The sequence below is a fragment of the Spirosoma liriopis genome, assembly GCF_023196085.1.
Classification (GTDB): domain Bacteria; phylum Bacteroidota; class Bacteroidia; order Cytophagales; family Spirosomataceae; genus Spirosoma; species Spirosoma oryzicola.
On sequence record NZ_JALPRF010000001.1, the window covers coordinates 1717860 to 1734953 of the forward strand.

Consider the following 17094-nt stretch of genomic DNA (forward strand, 5'->3'; position numbering starts at 1 on the left):
ATCCTCAATTCCAATCGAAACTTCCGCTTCGACAGTCCGACACTTCGGTGGTCCGACACTTCGGTGGTCAAAGCGGTTTCTCAAAATCCCAAATTCTATGAAAAAAGTATTTGCCTTCCTGCTTTTTGCCGCTGTAAGCACGTTGAACGCCTGTAAAGAAAGCGACCCGCCGTTGCCGGATAACGTTGTTCAGTTCGAAAGTGCCGAACAGGGTATGGATGCGGCCACCAAAGAATCCACGATCAAGCTAAAGCTATCACGTGCCGTCGATGCCGCTACGCCTATAACCATCCAGGTCGCTCCTACCGGTATCACGTACGGAACGCAGTTTACCACAACCCCAGCAACAACGAGCAACACGTTATCGCTGACCGTTCCAGCAGGTAGCAGCGAAACATCCTTCAAGCTGACTAAAGCCGATAACCTCTTCCTGAACGGAGCCGAAACGATTGGCTTTACCATTGGGTCGGCGGGTAGCCCGGTTCTGGTTGGAACGACTAACAAACAGACCGTTAAGTTCACCTCGATTGTGTCATCCGGCACGAATCTAACGCTCGACGGCGGTACAGGTGGCGCCAGCGCCGTCAATGCCGTATTCGTCGATTTGAGCAATAATGCTCAGAATGCCGCGAAACGGGCGAGCTGGGATCTGGGCTTTTATTCGGGTACCGATTTCCGGGTTATACTCAACAACATGACCGGAGCCAGTGCGATTGCTTTGGCGAAAAACGATTTAACCCAAGTTACTGCGGCTGATACGGTCGGCTTATCCCTTACGTTGGGCTTTGATCCATCGGGATTGAAATTAGTAGACGACGTAACAGGTGACCTCACTAAAACGGTCATCCCGGCGATTTCCGCGACTGATGCCGATAATAAAGTATACATTATCAATCGGGGTACGAGCGGAGCAACACCCGCTAAAGGCTGGGTAAAAATCAGAGTATTGCGCAATGGTACTACCGGCTACACCCTCCAGTACGCGGGTATCAAAGAGGCTACTTTCAAGACTGTGTCGATTCCGAAAGACAACGCGTATAACTTCCGCTACGTATCGTTCGATTCGGGTGCTCTGGTTGATGTAGAACCCGCTAAAGCGCGCTGGGATATCGTCTGGACGGGAGCTATGTACAAAACCAGCGATGGCACCAATGACATTCCCTACTATTTCTCGGATCAGGTATTGATTAACACACTAGGCGGTGTAACAGCGGCTGAAGTGACAACCAGTACGGTTTCGTATGACGCCTACGCCGAAAGCAATATTGCCACAACGACCTTCAAGAGCGACCGTTCGGTAATCGGAGCCAACTGGCGGGCTACGACAGGTACAGTTGGTGTCAAAACCGACCGGTTCTACGTCGTAAAAGATGCCGCTGGTAACGTGTACAAAGTCAAGTTTGTCAGCTTCACAACGCAGGATGGCGGTGAACGCGGTAAACCCAAGCTCGAATACAAGCTGGTTAAGAAAGTATAAAAGTCAATCCGTGCTGTATTGTGCTGTCAGTTTCTTAAAACTGACAGCACAATACAGCATTTTACCGAAGTGGTGTTAGCTCCCCGAAACTGACAGCACTAGCTTATTAACTAAAATCGCCATGAAAAAGTCATCCGTTTTCGTTACCTGGCTTACCTGTTTTGTGCTGGGCCTATTCAGTAGCGCCCATATCGTTTACGCAACCAAGCCGTCGAAAGATGAGCCGGTTCGTATTGTTTCGCTGGACGGTACTGTCAGCGAAATTCTTTGCGACTTAGGGCTACAATCACACCTGATCGGTGTCGATGTAACGAGTACATACCCGGAGTCTTTGCAAAAGCTACCCAAAGTAGGCCACAACCGCACAATCTCAGCCGAAGGAGTTATTTCCCTCAAACCCACATTAGTGCTAACGACTCAGAATGCTGGTACCAAACCCGAAGTGATTGAACAAATCAAATCGGCGGGTATCAAAGTGATTTCCTTTCAGCAGGAATACAGCGTTGCAGGCGCGAAAAAACTGATTCAGGATGTAGCCACAACCTGTCAGGTTGGTTCGAAAGCCAAACCACTGATCAAGAAGCTGGATACCGATGTAGCCCAGGTTAAGAAAGCGACCAATAGCCCCAAAGTATTGTTTATCTACGCACGGGGTACTGGTACGATGATGGTATCAGGTCGGGGAACGCAGGTCGATAAAATGATTGAGCTGGCGGGTGGCGTCAATGCAACGCCTGACTTTGACAATTATAAACCGCTGACGGCTGAAGCTTTGGTAACGGCCAATCCTGATGTGATTCTGCTGTTCGACAGCGGTCTGGAAAGTCTGGGCGGTACGGCGGGTTTACTAAAAGTTCAGGGTGTAGCCCAAACCAACGCCGGAAAAAATAGCCGGATTATTGAAATGGACGGTCATTTACTGACTGGGTTCTCTCCTCGTTTGGGAAAAGCCCTTCAGGAACTAGCCCAGAAAATCGCCCAAAAGCCTAAAGCCTAGATCGATGACAACGGCAACAATAAATCCTCCCTCTACCGCTCGCTCAACCGCAAAATCGGCCTTTCGAACCACCGTCAATCCGTGGTTGATGCCGACTTTGGCCGTCGCGTTGGTAGCGACAATTGTGCTGGCGGTTGGTGTTGGTGCCGTGCGGGTATCTCCTTACGAAATCGGGCTGATCATAAGCAAGACATTCGGTTATTCAGCGGAGGTTGACAGTACCAAAGAAGCCATATTGCTGGCAATCCGTCTGCCACGGGTGTGTCTGGCCGTACTTATTGGAGCCGGTCTGGCCATTTCGGGAGCTGCTATTCAGGGCTTGTTTCGGAATCCGCTTGCCGATCCCGGCCTGATTGGGATTTCGTCCGGGGCGTCTTTGGCAGCGGTGATGATGATTGTGCTGGAAGCCAAATTTTTCCAGACGCTGACGGGTATGTTAGGCATGTACGCCTTATCGGTGGTGGCTTTTTTTGGAGCTTGCGCTACTGCTTTTCTGGTGTACCGCATCGCCCGAGTAGCGGGGAGAGACGTAATCACAACCATGCTGCTTACGGGCATTGCTATCAACGCCTTGTCCGGCGCACTGACTGGTATTATGACGTATCTGGCTACGGATGAACAGCTTCGCAACATCACGTTCTGGAGCCTGGGAAGCTTAGGCGGTGCCAGTTGGACTTCGGTACTCGCCATTCTGCCGTTTACAATAATTGCTCTGGTAGGTATTCCGCGCTTAGCAAAATCGCTGAATCTGCTTGCGCTCGGAGAAAGTCAGGCGAGTATGCTGGGCGTCAACTTAACGGTTACCAAGCGTCAGATTATTATTTTCTCGACGATGGCTGTGGGTACGTCCGTTGCCGTTGCGGGTGTTATCGGCTTTGTGGGGCTGGTTATTCCGCACCTGATTCGGATGGGTGCCGGTTCTGACCACCGTCGCGTATTGGTCGGATCGGCTTTGGGTGGATCCATTGTACTCACGCTGGCCGATACCCTCGCCCGAACACTGGTAGCGCCTGCTGAGCTTCCGATTGGTATTCTTACAGCCCTCATCGGAACACCGGTTTTTCTGTGGATTTTGTTTCGGGAAAAGCGCCGGACAGTCGCCTAAAATCGTACTGCTATGTTAGAAGTCAAAAACCTGTCTTATCGCATTCGAAACCGGCAACTACTCGATGAGGTTTCTTTTCGGGCCAATTCCGGTGAATTACTGGCAGTTGTTGGTGCTAATGGCGCGGGAAAATCGACGTTGCTCAAGTTATGCACCCGCGAACTAAATGCCACAGAAGGCGAAATCAAGCTGCGTGAAAACAACATCAATGCGTATTCGGAAAAGGAATTATCCTTAGTTCGTGCGGTATTGCCGCAGCAAAACGCGGTTAGTTTTCCGTTCCTGGTCAGCGAGTTGGTCCTGATGGGCCGGTACCCTCACTTTGATTTCCACCCCGCCGAGCAGGATTATTCTATTGCCGAGATGGCGCTCAAGAAAGTGGGCATGTGGGATTTCGCTAATCGCGTATTCACGACCTTGTCGGGTGGTGAGCAGCAGCGCGTCCAACTTGCTCGTGTACTGGCTCAGATCTGGGACGTTCCGCAGGGCATTCTGTTTTTGGACGAACCTACCACCGGCCTGGATCTACTGCATCAGCAACAGCTGCTCGAAGTAGCGCGTGAGTTTACCCAGAAAGGCTTCTGCGTCGTTGTAATTCTGCACGATCTGAACCTGGCCGCTCAATACGCTGACCAGATCATCATGCTGCGGAAAGGACAAATAGAAGCGGCTGGTCCGCCACGCGCGGTGATTACTTCCGAAAATATCCTGCGCGCTTTCAATTTAAACGTGTGGCTCATTGAACACCCTGAACTGGACTGTCCGATGATTGTTCCGCACTACAATCAATTTTCTGCTAATCAACGACCAACTCAAACTGTACATACCCGATGACGACAACACAAAGTCTTAAAGAACGCTGGGCTGCTTTCAAGGAACAAAACCCAAAAACAAGAATTCGCGACGCAGCCAAAGAACTGGGCGTCAGCGAAGCCGAACTGCTGGCTACACAGATCGGCGAAACCGTTCAACGGCTGGATGGTGACTTCCGTGATCTGTTGAAAGAAATCCCAACGCTGGGTTACGTGATGGCCTTGACGCGCAACGATAGCATTGTGCACGAACGCAAGGGTATCTACGAAAAAGTATCGTTTAACGAGCATACCGGCCTAGTTCTTGGACCGGACATTGACTTGCGGTTGTTCATGTCGCGCTGGCACTTCGGTTTTGCCGTGGATGAAAACAGTCGCAAAAGCCTTCAGTTTTTTGATCAGGATGGCACAGCCGTTCACAAAATCTACCTGACGGATAAATCGAATGAAGCCGCTTACGAGGCTCTAGTACAAAAATACCACGCTGCCGACCAGACAACTCCCATCGTTACGATACCCTATCCTGAGAAAGCAGCTGAGATAACGAACGAAGACATCGATGTTCAGGGCTTCCAGGCTAGCTGGCTGGCGATGCAGGACACGCACGAATTCTTCGGTCTGTTACGCAAATACAAGCTTGGCCGTGAGCAAGGCATCAGTCTGGCCCCGGAAGGTCATTCTCAGCAAATTACCGTTGATCAGCTGATAAAAATATTCGAAACGGTAGCGCAACGAGAACTGCCGATTATGATCTTCGCGTCGAGCGTAGGCTGTATCCAAATTCATACCGGGCCGGTTAAGAAGCTGGTCAGCATGGGTCCTTGGTACAATGTGCTTGACCCTGAATTTAATATGCACCTGCGTGCCGATCAGGTACACAGCATCTGGGTTACCCGAAAACCAACCAAAGACGGTATTGTCACGGGCCTGGATTTGTTCGACAAGGACGGCAACAGCATTGCGCTGGTGTTTGGAAAACGGAAACCCGGCATCCCCGAAATGAAAGAGTGGCAAGATGTAGTCAACGAAGTTGTTGCTGCTTAACTACCGGCAAAGATCCCAGAAAAGAAAGGGAAGCCCTGCGCAGGGCTTCCCTTTCTTTGTCGCTATAAGGCTGTTTATCCTAATGATTGCATCAAGGTCTGCGCCTTGCGGATGTTTGTATTCACCCGGTCGGTTTCAATCAGACCATCGCGAAGCCGGATGATTCGATGGGCATACTCGGCAATATCTTCTTCGTGAGTAACCATAATTACCGTGTTGCCTTTGCTATGGATCTGGTCGAAAAGGTCCATAATTTCGTACGAGGTCTTGGTATCCAGGTTCCCGGTCGGTTCGTCGGCGAGCAGAATACTCGGATCATTGACCAGCGCCCGAGCTACGGCTACCCGCTGACGCTGTCCTCCCGATAGCTCGTTGGGTCGGTGCCCAGCCCGTTTTTCCAGACCAACGTTTTTGAGCGCCTGCATGGCTTTCTCCGTCCGGTCGGCTTTGTTGTACCCCGCGTAGATAAGCGGTAAGGCTACATTTTCGAGCGAAGTCTGACGGGGTAATAAATTAAACGTTTGAAATACGAAGCCAATTTCTTTGTTCCGCACTTCGGCTAATTCGTTCTCGCCCATGCTACTCACATCCTGATTGTTCAGAATGTATTGACCCGACGTTGGCGAATCCAGACAACCGACAATGTTCATCAGCGTTGATTTTCCCGAACCCGACGGTCCCATGAAGGCAACATATTCGCCTTTTTTGATGCTGATTGTAATGGACTTGAGCGCGTCTACGACTTCGGTGCCCATGACATAGCGTTTGGCGATACTATGCGTTTCAATGATGTTCATATCGGTGTCTGCTGACTTAGGTTAATAAACAAAGCTACTTTATTGCAGGAATTTTTGACGACTGTTTTCGATTGACGCTATTTTTTCCTGATAGGTTGTCAGAAACGCCTGATAATCGGCAGGCGTTGTCGCGAGTTGCAATTTCGCCAGACCATCTTCGGCATAATCGAACAGGCTCAGATCGAGGCTGAGATTGACGTACGTCTTAAGGAGTTCGGGACTGTCTTCGTTGTAAGGTAACGCTTTTACCACAAAATCATACGCCGTTTTGGACTGCTTTTGGCTTCTTTCGAGCTGAGCGGCTGCCGAAACGATTTGCGGATTTAACGGGGCTAATTGCAGCGCTTTCCGGTAAGCCTGCTGCGCTTTATCCACCTGACGCGTCCGCTCGTAGGTTTGCCCAAGCCAGTACTGTTCCTCCGCCTGATAACGCGGCAGAATCGGTTTGCCCGCCATCGTCTCCGCCGACCCTACGCTCCGCCGAAAAGCCGACAAACGCAGAGCCGCAATCGTACGCACCGATACCGCTACCGGGCTTAGCTGCTTAGAATCGGGTAAGCCAGATAAGATCAATTGTGCATTGCGCCACTGTAGCTGGTCAAGGTAATCGTTTGCCAGCGCTACACCCGCCACCGTTTTCAGACTCGGCTCCTGAATAGTTTCCCAATAGGCACCCCGGTTCGGATCATCCAGGCGATAAGTCGCGTAGAAGGCTTTTTCAAAATCGGACGTCGGTTTCCGTTCCCGGTACAAGACCTGTTTCAGCGAAGCAACCGCTGGATCGTTCTTAGAGGCCGTTTCCCAGAACGACTGTGCCAATGCCAGTTCATTCGCTTTGGTCAGCGCTACAGCCCGGTAATAGATCGACGTTGTATCCGAGTTATACTTAAAGGTTTCAGCGGCACGTCGGTACAACCCCTGATCAAGAAGCCACAAACCCGCCATCGAACGGTAGCTTGCTCCGTTTTGCTGGTCACCTTCTGCCAACTGATCGAGCAACCCAAAGGCCTCTAACTGATCATGCCGGTTGTAATCAACGACGGCTCGCGCCAACAACAAATCATCCGTAAAGTCCTGATTGACGGGAGCCACCGATAATTCTTGAATTGTTCGGGCAATACTCGTATCCGGCTGTTGATTCGTCAGTGCGTAATTGTACAGACTTGCAAAACGTCCCACACTCAGCCCCTGATCAACAGCAACATCACGTAGCCAGGCAGGTTTAACGGGTTGGGTCGTATCGGCCCGCTTTAGTTGGGACTGAGCCACCATTCGAAGTACCAATGCGTTGGCCTGATATGACTCGTAGGTAGATTTGGTCGTGTTGGTAGCTAAACTGGAATCAGCGGTCAGCACGTTTGCATTACGGGCGTAGAAAGCCAGTAAGTTTGACTCGGGCACTTCATCGCGGGAAACGTTTCCCGTTGCTGCCTTCAGGTAGTAATAGGCTGAGTCGGCCACGCTTGTCCGGGCGTACAGATAGCCCAGATTATTCTGCAATTCGCCACTGTTCGGGAAAGCGCGAAGGCCACGTTGCAGCGTTTTAACCGCTTCGAAAAACAGATCGGTTTGCAGATACGTCTGACTCAACCCAGCGTAGTCCTGCGGATTAGGCTGTTTCAGCAAAGCCTGCTGAAAGTAAAAGGCCGCTGCGGTCTGGTTGTTCTGCGACAAAGCCAGCGACGCCAGCGAGTAATTGGACTTATGGTTTTGAAACTCCTGTTCAAGCGCCAGATTGTAAAATGCGTTCGCCGAGGTCGGTTCATTACGGGTTACGTAGTAGTCACCGAGTCCGTTGTAATAACCAGCTACACCCTGCCGGAAAGAAATCAATCCACCGTAGGCTACCAATACAACTACAACGACGAAACCAACAATCCGAAACAGACTCAGTTCGAGCCGTCTGGGTTTGTAGAGAACCCGATAAACGGGTAGGTTCTGCTGGTAGATAGGCAAGAAGTTGATAACAACATAGGCGACAAAGCACAACCCCATTGCCAGGTGGGTATACACAATCGCATCTTCAAACATCTCAACCAGCGGATCGTTGGCGGTGGCGAAGGCATAGGCCATCGTGAGCGTGGCGAGCAAAGCCAGACCTGTGTACAGATACGCACCAGAGTCCCGGAACGATACCGCTTCCTGCTGCTCGATCAACCGACGAAAGCCCCAAACACCCAGCGTGACCGAAATCAGATAAAGTGCAAACGGGCTGATCGCTAACACGTCCCAATCAATGGACTTGGTATTTTTGAGCCAGATGAGCACTAGGTTAACCAGGTACAATATGCTGGCGAACAGGAAGTTATTGAAACCCAATGTCCGCCGTTGACCCGCCTGAGCACTCCCCTCCTCGGCCCTGTCTACCGACGTAACCCAAACCAGTCCGGCAATGATTTCGGCGGCAATAAAGAAAATAAAGCCAATGCTGAATACCAGCAGTACGGGCATTCCGTAACTAACAATGATCATGGCTGGAAACGCAACGGGCGATAACGAGCCAAGCGCAACTCCTGCGAGTATTGTCAGCAGCGCAAAAACGCCAAATCGCACACCAATCGAATAATCGGGTCGAAAGGCGTGGAAGTAATAACTCACCGACCCAAAGAGGAAAGTTAAAATCAGAAACAGGTAGTTGCCACCCAGCCCCGGTATTTCGAGCATTTCCCAGCGGAAGAAAGCCAGCCCAAGAATCAGGACGGCCATACTGACCAAATAGCGCACCCGATCAAACCGCGAGATCGCGCTGATTAGCAGCACGAACGCCACGCTTATGCCAACCAGCAACGCAGTAGCCACGTTGGGTCGAATTCGCATACCCGACGCGACAAACTGCTCCGATACGGCGTATGCTTTGCTATTCACTGCGTATTCGAGCAGACCGTCCGAAATGGTTTGAAACGTAACGGGTAGCTCGTTCAGCTCACTTAGAACATCCCAATTGACGACATTACCCAAGCCTTTTGCCCAGGCAACAACGAAAAGAATCAGACTAGAAATGACAATAAAAAGACTCAGTAAATACGTAAATCGATGGGTTCGGCCCCACGCAGACCAGAAAAATAAGGATGACATGCAACAGAAACGTCAGTAACAGTTAGTTAGTGCCTAAATAGGGAGCTTGTTGTTCGACCTGCCGACGACCTACTTGTGCAGCCGGTTTGCTGGCAACATCGTATACGCTCATTATTACCAACAAAACAAGGTATATTTTCTTTTATTAAAAGACTTTATCTCTTATACAGAACGCATGGAATACAGAAAACTGGGCGATTCGGACTTATCCGTTTCTGCCATTACATTTGGAGCGTGGGCCGCTGGCGGCTGGATGTGGGGCGGAACTGAACAAAAAGGGGCTATTGAGGCCATTCGCGTGTCGTACGATTTGGGTGTAACATCCATTGATACGGCAGCTATTTATGGACAGGGTGCCAGTGAAGAAATTGTTGGCGAAGCAATCAAAGGGTTACCACGTGACAAAATTCAGATCCTGACCAAGTATGGTATGCGCTGGGACTTAAAAAAAGGTGATTTTGCCTTTAAGAGTCAGGACAACGCGGGTACTCCAATCGACGTATACAAATATTCGGGCAAGGAAAGCATTATCAAAGAATGTGAAGATAGCCTCAAACGGCTAGGTACCGACTACATCGACTTGTACCAGATGCACTGGCCCGAATCGACCACGCCCATCGAGGAAAGCATGGAGGCCGTTTTGCGATTGATCGAACAGGGAAAAGTGCGTCAGGCCGGTGTAAGCAACTACACGGCGGAACAGATGCAGCAGGCGGAAAGCGTTCTGAAGCTAGCGTCGAACCAGGTTCCGTTTAGTATGCTCAACCAGGGAATCAACGAGTCGCTGGTTCCTTATTGTCTTGAGCACAAAAAAGGCATTTTAGCGTACAGCCCCATGGAGCGGGGACTCTTGACGGGTAAAATCAAACCCGGTCATCAGTTTGCCGAAGGAGATCACCGGGCGAACTACCGCGTTTTCAAAGACGAAAACATCACACAGGCCGATTCTCTCCTACAGAAACTAAAACCGCTAGCCGACGAAAAGAACGCTAGTCTAGGTCAGTTGGTGATTCGGTGGACCATCGAACAGCCCGGTATCACGGCGGCTCTGGTAGGCGCACGGAATGCCGAACAAGCTACCCAAAACGCAAAGGCCATCGCTATTCAGCTATCGACCGATGAGCTTGATTTCATCAACCAGCAGTTAGGGCAACTGGCGTTGGTATAAGTAACGCAGATGTCCTGTCCGTAGAGCTGTAGCGTGAGTGGTAGCGATTATAAAGTCAACCACAATCTAGCCTGCGGCTTCACGGACAGGATGTCTGGGTTACGATTGCGCGCCTTCTACTCGGCCCGTCATTATTGTCAATTTCAATAACTTCTCGGCGACTTCTTCCGTCAACTGATCCAGTTTTAAGCGCCATTGCCAGCTTTGACCGCCCAAACCTGGCGTGTTCATTCGATTTGTTTCATCCAGATTCAGTATGTCTTGTACGGGCATGATAGCAAGCCGCGCTACCGATTGCATCGTCCTTCGACAAATTTGATCGACCACATTGTCGTCGGTGATCGGGAAACCGAAATAATCATCCAGATGCTTACGCATCTCTTCCGACGCTTCGTGAAACCAGCCGAGCGTAGTGTTGTTATCATGTGTCCCCGAATAGGCAACCACATTTTCGGTGTAATTATGGACCATGTGCGACGAGGTCGACATATCGATACCGAAACCAAACTGAAGCACGCGCATGCCCGGAATACCGTAATGCCGCATGTGCGGTTGCGTGTCTGCTGTACGGGCACCAAGGTCTTCAGCGATTACAGGCAAATGCACGAACTGACGGTACATTGCGTGCATAAATTCCTCAATGGGGGCTCTGACCCACTCACCTACTTTTGCCGTTGGTTCGTCAGCGGGAATCTCCCAGTAAACAGCGAAGCCTAAGAAGTGATCCAACCGCGTCAGGCTGTACAAGGACATCTGATGCCGCAATCGATGCCGCCACCAGGCAAAGCCCGTACGCTGATGCTCTTCCCAGTCGTAAATCGGATTTCCCCAGCGCTGTCCGTATTCACTGAAATAATCGGGTGGAGCACCTGCCACAAACAAAGGCTTCAAATCCTCGTCTAGTTTGAACAACGTCGGATTGGCCCACACATCCGCACTGTTGAACTGCACGTAGATCGGTATGTCGCCAATCAGGTGAATATTGCGCTGATAGCAGTAGGCGACAAGCTCATTCCATTGCCGCAGAAAGAAATACTGCAAAACTTTAATTTCTTCGATTCGGTCGTGAAGCAGTTCCGTCTGCTGGGCGAGGGCCTGCGGGTCACGGCGAACGATTTCTTCCGGCCAGTGCGACCAGACTGGTTCACCCGTTTCCTCCTGAAGTGCCGAAAACAACGCGTAATCGTCGAGCCAATGCGCCTGCCAACCACAAAACCGATCATAATCGGCGCGTTGGCCGGGCGTTGCCGTGCGCAGAAACGTCGCAGCAGCCTGTTGCAGTAAGGGCCTTTTCTTTAACCAGGCCGCATGCAACGTTGAGGGAGCAAGCACAACCGATTCGGTCAATACCGCGGTCACGGCTTCATCTGATGTTGAGGGCGCTTCGGTCACGGTAACCTCCTGTACTGGCTGATCGTTAAACCCGGCTAAGTCTTGGTCACTTAACCAGTTCTCATCGGCCAGCTTTTCCAGACTAATCAATAAACTATTCCCCGCAAAAGCCGATGGACTGCTATAGGGCGAAAAGCCCGCACCCGGATCAACGGGCGTAAGCGGTAGTATCTGCCAGTATGTTTGACCCGCTGCGTGCAGGAAATCGGCGAACCGGTAGGCTTCTGGGCCTAAGTCACCAACACCATGCGCCGAAGGTAATGATGTGATATGAAGTAAGAGACCGCTTGAGCGTTGTTGAAGCATGAAAAGAAGTGGTTAATAACCCGTTGTGGCTTAGCTGACAGCGATTAATCATCCATAAACATCCGTAATGATTCCACGTTCGACTAACCGCCAGCAACTATCTTTTGTACAAATCCGCTCAACGCCGGTTTTGTTTATTCCTTAGGATAAAAACCTAACTACCAAATACGTTCCGTAGCCTAAAAACCATAAATTGAATAAATAGCACCTTGCTCTTACGCTGTTTTTCTCCTACTTTTGCAGTCCCAAACAATGGGTAAATTTTTAATAAGCTACATCACATATAAATGAGTACGGCAACGGCAGTAAATACGGGTAAGATTACGCAAATAATCGGGCCAGTTGTGGACGTGAGTTTCGAGGGCGAAGGCTCGCGGATTCCGGCTATTCTGGACGCCCTTAGAGTAACGAAAGCCAATGGGCAACAGGTGATTCTGGAGGTTCAACAGCACCTCGGTGAAGACCGTGTTCGCGCTATCGCCATGGACTCGACTGACGGTCTGTATCGCGGCCTAGATGTCGATGACCTAGGTCACCAAATTACTATGCCAACCGGTGATGGCATCCGGGGACGGCTGTTCAACGTCGTTGGTGATGCTATCGATGGTATTCCGCAGCCTAAAAGCACGGGTACTGGCTTACCAATCCACCGGGCGGCTCCCAAATTCGAAGATCTTGCTACGTCGACCGAAGTTTTATTTACGGGTATCAAAGTAATTGACCTGCTGGAGCCTTACGCAAAAGGTGGTAAAATCGGTCTTTTCGGTGGTGCTGGTGTTGGTAAAACGGTATTGATTCAGGAGTTGATCAACAACATCGCCAAAGCATATGCCGGTCTGTCGGTGTTTGCCGGTGTGGGCGAACGTACTCGTGAAGGAAATGACCTGCTGCGCGAGATGATCGAAGCGGGTATTATCAAATACGGCGAAGCGTTCAAACATTCGATGGAAGAAGGCGGCTGGGATTTGAGCAAAGTGGATATGGACGAAATGGTTAAGAGCCAGGCTACGTTCGTATTCGGACAGATGAACGAACCACCAGGAGCCCGTGCTCGGGTTGCTTTGTCGGGTCTGACCATTGCTGAACACTTCCGCGATGGTGACGGTGAAGGTGCTGGCCGTGACATCCTGTTCTTCGTCGATAACATTTTCCGGTTCACCCAGGCTGGTTCGGAAGTATCGGCTCTATTGGGCCGGATGCCATCAGCCGTAGGTTACCAGCCTACACTGGCTACGGAGATGGGTGTCATGCAAGAGCGGATTACCTCAACCAAGCGCGGTTCGATCACATCGGTACAGGCCGTTTACGTACCTGCCGATGACTTGACCGACCCTGCTCCGGCTACGACATTTGCTCACCTTGATGCGACTACGGTATTGAGCCGGAAAATTTCTGAGCTTGGTATCTATCCAGCGGTGGACCCTCTCGATTCGACATCACGGATTCTGACGGCTGAAATTCTGGGTGACGAACATTACAATACGGCTCAGCGCGTAAAGGAAATTCTGCAACGCTACAAAGAATTGCAGGATATCATCGCCATCCTGGGTCTGGAAGAATTGTCAGAAGAAGATAAACTGGTTGTTGCCCGTGCTCGTCGCGTACAACGCTTCCTGTCGCAGCCATTCTTCGTTGCTGAACAGTTCACCGGTTTGAAAGGCGTTCTGGTTCCCATTGAAGATACGATCAAAGGGTTCAACGAAATCATCGACGGCAAGCATGACCGTCTTCCAGAGGCAGCGTTCAACCTCGTCGGCACGATTGAAGATGCCATGGCGAAAGGCGAACGGATGCTGAAAGAAGCTGGTCAGTAACATTATTTCGGTCTGTGATCCTAAAAATTTTATGGTCACAGACCGAAACGTATTACCTGCAATCAAGTCTAATAGTCCACATACAAAAAACATACCCTGTTTTATGAAAACGTCGATTAGACTTCGTTCAGGAATACTCGTTTTATCTGCAAGCCTCTTCTTTGTTTCTGTTACTTCGGCCCAAATTACAACGGAATTAGCGATGCCCGTTCGGTCGATAGGCACCATCAACGAAAAGTCAATTACTCCGGCTTTACAGGATAGTTCGTCTACGGCTCATTTGGATAGTGCTGTAGCAGCGCTGAAGAAAGGCGATAAAGAGACAACGACGCAGGAGCTTAAAGAAGGGATTGCTGGACTGGAGGCCGAAGCGCAACAAAAGCCAACTTCCTTCAAGACAAAGTTACTAGCTCAGGTTAGCAAACTAAAAGCGCTACTACCTTTAATACCAACAGGTGCTTTGGGCAGCGGTGTTCTCGGGAAAGCGGTTGATCTGGCGAAATTAGCGTCGGGAGGAAACCAGCTCGAAAGCCTGCTAACGGCTGGCTCACTGATTGGGAAAGGCAGTCAGTTAACAAGTGGTTTAAGCGGAATTGGCAGTGTATTGTCGTCGCTGGGCGGTGTAAGCCAGTCAACGGGTCAGTCACTGATTTCAAAAGCGCTGGGAACTGTTAGTAAGCTTGATCAGGGTGGTTTAGCGGCAAAAGCGGCTGAGCCAGCGGCAAAAACCCAACTAAGCAGTATCCTTAATCTAGTAAAAGGAGTGCTGTAAGCTGATGTTTGATGTATGATATAAAGCAGGTGACCTGCGATTACAGCAAATCATAGATCATACATCGTATACTCTATCATCTTTATGACTCTCGATATTATTACCCCCGACCGTAAGGTCTTCTCTGGTGAGGCTACCGCCGTTACATTTCCGGGTAGCGAAGGTCAGTTTCAGGTTCTAAACAACCACGCTCCGCTGGTAAGTACGCTGGACCGAGGCCCAATCGTCGTACAGACAGCCTCTGGTCAGCAGACATTTTCTGTGGACGGCGGTGTAGTTGAAGTATTACAAAACAAAGTGCTGGTTCTGGCCGAAGCGATCATTGCTTAGGTCGTCAGTTCTCACTGATAAAACGCAACGGGTTGCTCATTGTGAGCAACCCGTTGCGTTTTGTGGTATTCATCATTCGCGTGTTTACCGGCAGAACTCGTTGATTGACCGATATTTCGGTAGTGAGTGAAGCAGGTTCTGTAACTTTCCGTATTGATTTTCACACATGAACAGGAAAGTATTACTGGTTGCTACGCATACCCTCGGCTGTCTGACGTTTCTTGCTCTGCCATACATCTTCGCGGAAGACGGCTTTTCAAAACTGGCCGAACTCGCTTATAATCCTCATGAGCAGCGAAATCTGTTTTCCTACCTGCTCACAATTGCGTTCTTCTACTTAAACTATTACGTGCTGATCCCACAGTACTTTTTTGCGCGTAATTACATCCTCTACGTTTTTTGCCTGCTTAGCTGTTTTATCATTATTGAGCAAACACTGGTCCGGATCAATCGCCGGGCATCGACTCCGCTAGCGATAGCTCCGCCACCTCCGCCTGGGTCAACTGGATCAGGTCCTGGTTTCGGCCCGCCTGACCGCCCTCCTCTGCCCCCACCTGGCAGTTTCCCAAAGCCGCAATCGCAACAGCCTGGACTTCCGCCAGAAATAAGCCAGACGTTTCTTCTCTTTTCAATTGGCCTCTTGTTGTCACTTGCTATCCGCGTCAACAACCGATGGCGGGAAACAGAACGGGAAAAGCTAAACACCGAACTGTCATACCTGAAAGCGCAAATCAATCCACACTTTTTGTTCAATACGCTGAATAGCATCTACTCGCTGGCGATTGAGCAGTCGGATCGAACCGCCGAAGCGATCACGCGGCTTTCGGCGCTGATGCGTTATGTGATCCAGGATACGGCAGTCAAGCAGGTACCTCTGTCGAAAGAATTTGACTACATCAGCCATTACGTAGCCCTGCAACAGTTACGGTTGGATGATACGGTGCGCGTTGACTTCTCGATTGACGGTAAGGCCAACGGGCAACAAATTTCGCCATTGATTCTAATATCCTTTATTGAGAATGCCTTCAAGTACGGTGTCAACCCGAGTGAAGACTCATCTATTCGAATTAAGCTGTCGATTCAAGGCAACGAATTGCATTGCCACGTCTTCAATAAAAAAGTGCGTGTTGCCCAGGAAGCCGTTACGACCAGCGGAATTGGCCTGACAAACACAAAAGCGCGACTTGCGTTAGTATACCCAAACCAGCACCGACTATTAATTACCGATCAGCCCGGTGACTTCACGGTCGATCTATACCTGACCCTGCCATGATTCGTGCTATTGCCGTTGACGATGAACCCCCTGCCCTTCGGGTGCTTACCAATTTTTGCGGTCGAGTCGATTTCATTGATTTGCAGAAAACGTTCGTCCGTCCCGACGAAGCGTTGGCTTACCTGACGAACAATCCGGTTGACTTACTTTTCCTTGATATCAACATGCCTGCGCTGTCAGGGCTCGACTTCCATAAACTTTTACCCAAACCGACCCTTGTTATTTTCACGACGGCTTATGCTGAGTACGCTGTCGAAGGCTTTACGCTCAACGCAGTTGATTATCTGCTCAAACCGTTTACGTTCGAACGATTCGAGCAATCTGCTCAGAAAGCCCGCGATGCCTATCAATTCAGGCAGCTACAGGAGCAAGATAAGCCCGTTTATCTGTACGTACGAGCCGATTATCGGTTGTATCAGATTCCCTTATCTGACATTTTGTTTATCGAAGGTTTGGATGATTATCTCAAAATCTATCGAAAACAGGATAAGCCCATTGTTTGCCGGATGACGATGAAAGCAATGATGGAGCAACTGGCCGGTCTCAACACCTCTTCTGAACGGTTTATTCGCGTGCACCGGTCGTACATTGTACCGCTCAACCGCATTGAAGCCGTTCAAAACAAAACCATCTTACTGGCTGAACGCGAGATTCCCATTGGAGCCAGCTACGAAGCTGACTTTTTTCGTCAGTTTGGAGTCTAAACCAGCTGGTGGGGTCAGGTTCTCAAAC

At 50.1% G+C, this 17094-nt stretch carries 14 protein-coding genes; 11 read left to right on the forward strand and 3 right to left on the reverse strand.

What is annotated here, in order from left to right:
• Nucleotides 1-97: 97 nt before the first annotated feature.
• From M0L20_RS07100 to M0L20_RS07120, 5 genes are all read left to right on the forward strand, one after another.
• Complete coding sequence (locus M0L20_RS07100; RefSeq protein WP_248476270.1) at nt 98-1477, forward strand: HmuY family protein; 1380 nt, start codon at nt 98-100, stop codon at nt 1475-1477.
• A 121-nt stretch (nt 1478-1598) separates the two neighbouring features.
• On the forward strand, nt 1599-2474 hold the full coding sequence (locus tag M0L20_RS07105) for a heme/hemin ABC transporter substrate-binding protein (protein ID WP_232560159.1): 876 nt from the start codon (nt 1599-1601) through the stop codon (nt 2472-2474).
• Nucleotides 2475-2478: 4 nt separating this feature from the next.
• On the forward strand, nt 2479-3579 hold the full coding sequence (locus tag M0L20_RS07110) for a FecCD family ABC transporter permease (protein ID WP_248476271.1): 1101 nt from the start codon (nt 2479-2481) through the stop codon (nt 3577-3579).
• Between the two features lie 12 nt (nt 3580-3591).
• Nucleotides 3592-4413: a heme ABC transporter ATP-binding protein gene (locus tag M0L20_RS07115; RefSeq protein ID WP_248476272.1), complete on the forward strand. Its 822-nt coding sequence runs from the start codon at nt 3592-3594 to the stop codon at nt 4411-4413.
• The gene (locus M0L20_RS07120) at nt 4410-5435 is read left to right on the forward strand and encodes a hemin-degrading factor (protein WP_248476273.1); all 1026 of its coding nucleotides are present in this window, start codon (nt 4410-4412) and stop codon (nt 5433-5435) included. The genes M0L20_RS07115 and M0L20_RS07120 overlap by 4 nt, the downstream gene beginning before the upstream one ends.
• 74 nt (nt 5436-5509) lie before the next feature.
• Here M0L20_RS07120 and M0L20_RS07125 read toward each other — a convergent pair whose 3' ends face one another.
• Together M0L20_RS07125 and M0L20_RS07130 are read right to left on the reverse strand one after the other, a co-directional pair.
• On the reverse strand, nt 5510-6232 hold the full coding sequence (locus M0L20_RS07125; RefSeq protein WP_232560163.1) for an ABC transporter ATP-binding protein: 723 nt from the start codon (nt 6230-6232) through the stop codon (nt 5510-5512).
• Between the two features lie 39 nt (nt 6233-6271).
• Nucleotides 6272-9307 carry a tetratricopeptide repeat protein gene (locus M0L20_RS07130; RefSeq protein WP_248476274.1) on the reverse strand — a complete coding sequence of 1012 codons (3036 nt, stop codon included), beginning with the start codon at nt 9305-9307 and terminating at the stop codon, nt 6272-6274.
• A gap of 175 nt (nt 9308-9482) precedes the next feature.
• On the opposite strand from M0L20_RS07130, the gene M0L20_RS07135 reads away from it, so the two are divergent.
• The gene (locus M0L20_RS07135; protein ID WP_248476275.1) at nt 9483-10475 is read left to right on the forward strand and encodes an aldo/keto reductase; all 993 of its coding nucleotides are present in this window, start codon (nt 9483-9485) and stop codon (nt 10473-10475) included.
• A gap of 99 nt (nt 10476-10574) precedes the next feature.
• On the opposite strand, the gene malQ is transcribed toward M0L20_RS07135, so the two are convergent.
• Entirely contained in the window at nt 10575-12173 is a 1599-nt protein-coding gene (gene malQ, locus M0L20_RS07140) for a 4-alpha-glucanotransferase (RefSeq protein WP_248476276.1), read from the reverse strand.
• Between the two features lie 287 nt (nt 12174-12460).
• On the opposite strand from malQ, the gene atpD reads away from it, so the two are divergent.
• The 5 genes from atpD (at nt 12461) to M0L20_RS07165 (ending at nt 17066) form a co-directional block, all read left to right on the forward strand.
• The gene (gene atpD / locus M0L20_RS07145; protein WP_232560167.1) at nt 12461-13987 is read left to right on the forward strand and encodes a F0F1 ATP synthase subunit beta; all 1527 of its coding nucleotides are present in this window, start codon (nt 12461-12463) and stop codon (nt 13985-13987) included.
• 103 nt (nt 13988-14090) lie between these two features.
• Nucleotides 14091-14759, forward strand: coding sequence for a hypothetical protein (locus tag M0L20_RS07150; protein WP_232560168.1), 669 nt, complete (start codon nt 14091-14093; stop codon nt 14757-14759).
• Nucleotides 14760-14843: 84 nt separating this feature from the next.
• The gene (gene atpC, locus M0L20_RS07155; RefSeq protein WP_232560169.1) at nt 14844-15089 is read left to right on the forward strand and encodes an ATP synthase F1 subunit epsilon; all 246 of its coding nucleotides are present in this window, start codon (nt 14844-14846) and stop codon (nt 15087-15089) included.
• A gap of 166 nt (nt 15090-15255) precedes the next feature.
• On the forward strand, nt 15256-16362 hold the full coding sequence (locus M0L20_RS07160) for a sensor histidine kinase (RefSeq protein WP_248476277.1): 1107 nt from the start codon (nt 15256-15258) through the stop codon (nt 16360-16362).
• Nucleotides 16359-17066, forward strand: a complete 708-nt coding sequence (locus tag M0L20_RS07165) for a LytR/AlgR family response regulator transcription factor (RefSeq protein WP_248476278.1) — start codon at nt 16359-16361, stop codon at nt 17064-17066. The genes M0L20_RS07160 and M0L20_RS07165 overlap by 4 nt, the downstream gene beginning before the upstream one ends.
• Nucleotides 17067-17094: the final 28 nt, after the last annotated feature.

What these genes read in the sequence shown, in the direction of transcription:
- M0L20_RS07115 (WP_248476272.1), top strand. Translation starts at nt 3,592, where the DNA reads ATGTTAGAAGTCAAAAACCTGTCTTATCGCATTCGAAACCGGCAACTA.
- M0L20_RS07110 (WP_248476271.1), top strand. Translation starts at nt 2,479, where the DNA reads ATGACAACGGCAACAATAAATCCTCCCTCTACCGCTCGCTCAACCGCA.
- M0L20_RS07165 (WP_248476278.1), top strand. Translation starts at nt 16,359, where the DNA reads ATGATTCGTGCTATTGCCGTTGACGATGAACCCCCTGCCCTTCGGGTG.
- M0L20_RS07160 (WP_248476277.1), top strand. Translation starts at nt 15,256, where the DNA reads ATGAACAGGAAAGTATTACTGGTTGCTACGCATACCCTCGGCTGTCTG.
- M0L20_RS07120 (WP_248476273.1), top strand. Translation starts at nt 4,410, where the DNA reads ATGACGACAACACAAAGTCTTAAAGAACGCTGGGCTGCTTTCAAGGAA.
- M0L20_RS07105 (WP_232560159.1), top strand. Translation starts at nt 1,599, where the DNA reads ATGAAAAAGTCATCCGTTTTCGTTACCTGGCTTACCTGTTTTGTGCTG.
- atpC (WP_232560169.1), top strand. Translation starts at nt 14,844, where the DNA reads ATGACTCTCGATATTATTACCCCCGACCGTAAGGTCTTCTCTGGTGAG.
- M0L20_RS07130 (WP_248476274.1), bottom strand. Translation starts at nt 9,307, where the DNA reads ATGTCATCCTTATTTTTCTGGTCTGCGTGGGGCCGAACCCATCGATTT.
- M0L20_RS07100 (WP_248476270.1), top strand. Translation starts at nt 98, where the DNA reads ATGAAAAAAGTATTTGCCTTCCTGCTTTTTGCCGCTGTAAGCACGTTG.
- atpD (WP_232560167.1), top strand. Translation starts at nt 12,461, where the DNA reads ATGAGTACGGCAACGGCAGTAAATACGGGTAAGATTACGCAAATAATC.
- M0L20_RS07135 (WP_248476275.1), top strand. Translation starts at nt 9,483, where the DNA reads ATGGAATACAGAAAACTGGGCGATTCGGACTTATCCGTTTCTGCCATT.
- M0L20_RS07125 (WP_232560163.1), bottom strand. Translation starts at nt 6,232, where the DNA reads ATGAACATCATTGAAACGCATAGTATCGCCAAACGCTATGTCATGGGC.
- malQ (WP_248476276.1), bottom strand. Translation starts at nt 12,173, where the DNA reads ATGCTTCAACAACGCTCAAGCGGTCTCTTACTTCATATCACATCATTA.
- M0L20_RS07150 (WP_232560168.1), top strand. Translation starts at nt 14,091, where the DNA reads ATGAAAACGTCGATTAGACTTCGTTCAGGAATACTCGTTTTATCTGCA.